This is a genomic window from Alkalibacterium indicireducens, from assembly GCF_039522005.1.
GTDB lineage: Bacteria > Bacillota > Bacilli > Lactobacillales > Carnobacteriaceae_A > Alkalibacterium > Alkalibacterium indicireducens.
On record NZ_BAAADA010000037.1, the window covers coordinates 1 to 2,496 of the forward strand.

3 protein-coding genes are annotated in these 2,496 nt (G+C 35.8%); 1 reads left to right on the forward strand and 2 read right to left on the reverse strand.

Features of this window, described 5'->3' with window-relative positions; translation table 11 throughout:
- Window positions 1-280: 280 nt before the first annotated feature.
- Together ABFX15_RS02590 and ABFX15_RS02595 are read right to left on the reverse strand one after the other, a co-directional pair.
- Window positions 281-946 (reverse strand): hypothetical protein, encoded by a 666-nt coding sequence (locus ABFX15_RS02590; protein ID WP_346023964.1) that lies wholly within the window; start codon window positions 944-946, stop codon window positions 281-283.
- Window positions 943-1,782 carry a TnsA endonuclease N-terminal domain-containing protein gene (locus tag ABFX15_RS02595; RefSeq protein WP_344909446.1) on the reverse strand — a complete coding sequence of 280 codons (840 nt, stop codon included), beginning with the start codon at window positions 1,780-1,782 and terminating at the stop codon, window positions 943-945. The genes ABFX15_RS02590 and ABFX15_RS02595 overlap by 4 nt, the downstream gene beginning before the upstream one ends.
- A gap of 346 nt (window positions 1,783-2,128) precedes the next feature.
- Here ABFX15_RS02595 and ABFX15_RS02600 point away from each other — a divergent pair, with 346 nt between their 5' ends.
- Window positions 2,129-2,386 carry a hypothetical protein gene (locus ABFX15_RS02600; RefSeq protein ID WP_346023965.1) on the forward strand — a complete coding sequence of 86 codons (258 nt, stop codon included), beginning with the start codon at window positions 2,129-2,131 and terminating at the stop codon, window positions 2,384-2,386.
- Window positions 2,387-2,496 lie beyond the last annotated feature (110 nt).

A 2,496-nucleotide genomic window follows, 5' to 3' on the forward strand; every position in this document is an offset into this window, starting at 1 on the left:
AAACCAATCAATTGTATGCTCATTTAAGAGCTATTCCCCCAATTATTCCTTGGAGTTTCCTAGTTCACTCAGTTAATATACTTGATTGCAATCTGTATGTTACAGTGGGAAAACTAAGTAGGCTTTCTACCGTGATGGTACCGAAACTAGAATAATTAGTACCCCCGCGACATCATTTCCTGTTTACGCTTTTCCATAGTGGAGCCTGATTCTTTACGTGCCATCCTTCGTAAAATTCTCGGAACGACTAAATATCTTTTTTTGGGTCTTCTTCGTACTTTTACGAAACTGAATAGCGATCAGAATAGAAGTCACGTAGCATAAAATTATAAACATCTTTTAAAGAGTAGTTATTCTTTTTCCTGTAGTACTTATTGATAACGTGTTCAATTTGAACCTTTACTTCTTCTGTAATGTTAATACCGGTTTGATATTCATTATTTATATTTATTCTTCTAGGACGACCAACCTTTGCATTTGTTAGAGCTTTTGCTCTCCCTTTACCACCTGAACTAGAGTAGTCAGGTAACATGGCGTTTTTGGTCATGCCACGCTGCCAATAGCGAGTTAGTAGCTTTTTAACCTTTGTCTTGCCCAAGTTGCTCTCTTGAACGATTTCACGAATCTTGCTTTCTCTTCCTTGTTTTTGGAGCAAATCTGGCATATTGGGGACACAGTATTTTTGTATATTTCCCCAATCTTCTTCGCGCTTACGAATCTGCACTTCTGTTAAATCAGCTTCGGAAATCACTTTTGCATAAGGATCACTAATCGCTAACAGTTCACCTTGCTTGATATCTGTGGTTAGACTAGAGTATAGCTCTTTACGTGGCATAGCACTGCTCGTGTCAATATTTACTATATAGACATGCGGTTCTTCCATATCTATTACCCGAATTCTTTTTGAATCTGTTACATATTGAAATACCTGATTAATATAAATCATCCGTATTTCACCTTCTCCAATTTACTTTCATCAATATACTTAATATCAATTGATTGCTCTAAATCAATTGCCTTGTACATATCTGTAACCATTATTTTTTTAGCAAGCAAATGATAAAACAACGTGACACCACTTCCAAAAGGCAAGTGTGTATCTGCATCAAACTCACTAGTGATTTCTCGGATACTTCGTGAACTATTCAACAAACGATTCATAAGAGACATTGATAAATCCTCTATATGTTGGTTAGCCATTTCTCGATATACATCATAGCTCCGAATATCAAAATAATCATGGATATAACTAATATTTCTAGCCACGATCTTATCAATTTCTTCCTCTGTTACAATACCCCAACTAATGCCTTTACGCTCCCAGTATTCACGTTCAATTTCGAATTTCTCTAACACACGTTCTTCTAATAGCTTGTCTTTCATTTTGATAGTATGAGCGACTTCAAATACACCTTCTCCCTTATCAACTGTTAATAAAAAGTCCGTTGTCATAACAATTGGATCGCCTGTTTTTGGATCAGCTGGGTGTTTTATTCCAAGCGCTTCCGCAATGACAATCGTCTCTTCTTGTGGTAATAAAGGAAATTGTTCACGAATATCTAAGACAACATCGGAAAATTCAGTCAAATAAAAGTAATTTCGTTCCAAATCCGATAAAAACTCATGTTGTCTACCGGCTTTTGTACCTTTTAATCTCGTTGACCGACCTAATGAGGAAACATCTTGAACTTTTAGCCAAGGCTGATAATCTGCCCCACTGCCAGTTCCTCTACCTTCTTTAATCCACTTATCGACTTTAGATGTTCTTTTTCGTTTCGCCACAAAAACACCCCTTTAGACAATCATATCCAAAGGGGTGAAACTTCGCAACTTTTTTATAAACATCGTGACTTTGTTTTAAACATCGCATCTTTTTTGCAAACGTCGCGACTTTATTTTAAACTTACAGAAGATCACACTCGCCCTTGACAGACCGACTACATATGCAGGGGCATAACCACGACAAACACACCAAACTATACAGAAAAAGTTCTTTAACAACCAAATAACTGGAAGATCCTAGTCATTCAAAAGAAGTGAAAAGCTTCAAGATTAAAGAAGCCGACACCACTTCCCAAAACTTCCAGAAAAAGTTGTTAAAGCAAAAATAAAAAAGGAAGTGTAGAAAATGGAAATTACAATCGAAGTTTATAAAGCACTTGAAGGGTTATATGTTAATCAAATTGTATCTAATAAATATGAACTAGAAGCACACGAAAGAAAAAATGTAAGAGAAAAAAATGCACAATTTGCAGAACGACTAGACGAACTAAAAGTATCATGGACAATTCAAAACCAAGTAGCCTATGCAGGCACAAAATCAGAGAATTGGGAAAGATACAATCGAGATGTGATAAACGAAGTTATTGAGAAATACAATAATTAAAAGGAGTAGATACCATAAGATAGGTTATAAATTAAAATTAAAAAAAGCTTCGGCTACGCCTTCGCCCTTTTGGGATAGTGCGTAGCCATTACTTTTTCAGTTCTGAATTA

Bases quoted from the DNA above. Each gene is read 5' to 3' on its own strand.
- ABFX15_RS02590 (WP_346023964.1), bottom strand. From the start codon at position 946: ATGATTTATATTAATCAGGTATTTCAATATGTAACAGATTCAAAAAGA.
- ABFX15_RS02600 (WP_346023965.1), top strand. From the start codon at position 2,129: ATGGAAATTACAATCGAAGTTTATAAAGCACTTGAAGGGTTATATGTT.